Source organism: Vibrio sp. CUB2 (assembly GCF_001557945.1).
In the GTDB taxonomy this organism is placed as follows: domain Bacteria; phylum Pseudomonadota; class Gammaproteobacteria; order Enterobacterales; family Vibrionaceae; genus Vibrio; species Vibrio owensii.
This window is the reverse complement of sequence record NZ_LNRB01000059.1, coordinates 1-1429: the sequence shown is the minus strand read 5'-3', so window position 1 is coordinate 1429 and position 1429 is coordinate 1. Positions and strand designations below refer to the sequence as shown.

2 protein-coding genes are annotated in these 1429 nt (G+C 46.3%); both read right to left on the bottom strand.

Annotated elements, in window-relative coordinates:
* On the bottom strand, positions 1-760 hold a 760-nt coding region (locus tag ATB78_RS27770), incomplete at its 3' end, for an LLM class flavin-dependent oxidoreductase (RefSeq protein WP_061011157.1).
* A gap of 34 nt (positions 761-794) precedes the next feature.
* On the bottom strand, positions 795-1429 hold a 635-nt coding region (locus ATB78_RS27765; RefSeq protein WP_061011158.1), incomplete at its 5' end, for an acyl transferase.

Sequence of the window (1429 nt, the reverse complement as noted above, 5' to 3'; positions counted from 1 at the left end):
ATGAGTCGTACCAATGACCCAAGAAGTTGCGGCAAATATCTTTGGCTTTATTTGAGTCATGATCGACGGAGGTGATGTAAGACAAACAGTGGTCAATCTTAGTCACATCGTAGCCATGTTCAGTCGCGACTTCATTGTAAAGATCAAGCTGCGCTTTCTTCTCGTGAGTGTTGATGATCCAGCTTAGAATCATTGGTAGGCCACGCTCTGCAGCCCATTCTGTCGTTGATGCTGACTCCGCGACGACATAAACAGGCGCGCCACCTTGTGTGTAAGCCGATGGATTCAGTTGGATTTTCGGGAACTTAATATGTTCGTTATCCGCCGCGATATAGCCTTCATTGAAGCCTTCTTTCATCAAGTCATACCAACAGTCCATTAAGGCTCGGCTGTTATCCATGTCTGTACCAAAGACACGGAAATCTTTGTCGTACAAACCGCGACAAATACCAAAACGGAATCGTCCTTTCGACATTTGATCCAGTAGGTTTACGTCTTCTGCTTGTCGAACCGGATGGGCAGTCGGCAATACGATAGCTGCAGTGCCAACGTTGAGCGTTTCTGTCGCACCTAATAGGTGTGCGGCAGCAACATAAGGATTCCCTAACAACCCAAATTCAGTGAAGTGGTGCTCTAGCAACCAAACTGTGTCGAAGCCACAACCTTCAGACGCTTTGCCCAGATTAACCAATCGCTTCATCACTTCGGTCTGAGATAGCTCAGGTGGCTGATACGTGAGAAGGAAGTTTCCAAATTTCATAACATTTCCTTATTTTTTGGTATTACGATGAGACCTATGCCATTTCTGGCGTGCGGCTTTCAATTTCCGCTTTCAAGCGACGTTCATTCACAGTCGCGATGGTGAGTTGTTCAAAATCAGGCTCGATAAAGTCGACGTCGATTTCTAAGCTGCCTCCATCCATTGCGATGGCGGCTTTGGTGACGGATTGGTAGAAATTACGTAACACGACCAAGTTTTCACCCAAGTCATGAGAGCTACCAAGCAAGGAGTAGAGCTTGCAATGCCCACTGCGGATATGCGTTAACATGTCATAGACTTCTTCTTGCTTAACCCAATCATCGTTGTTAGCGGTAAAGGCGATTAAAGGAACCGAGGTATTGGCTACTTTGTCGAGAGTAGAATCTAAGGTATCCCAGTGATGCTCGAAGCAGTCGCGAACGAACACTTCAGAACCAAGCTTATGGCCTTCAAAATCAAGATCGTTTGGTAGCTCTTCGATAGGCAAACTGAGGTAATCAAAACCAAGCGCTTTTTCTAGTGTGTCACGCAAGTTAACCACGCCAACCGCAGTAATCAGAAAAGACAGCTCAAAGTCAGAGATAACTTCATAGGCGACACGAGCTGAGAGACTTGCCGCAATCAAGCCAATGTTTTGTGTACCCTTGGTCTGCAGCCAGTGATAAACAG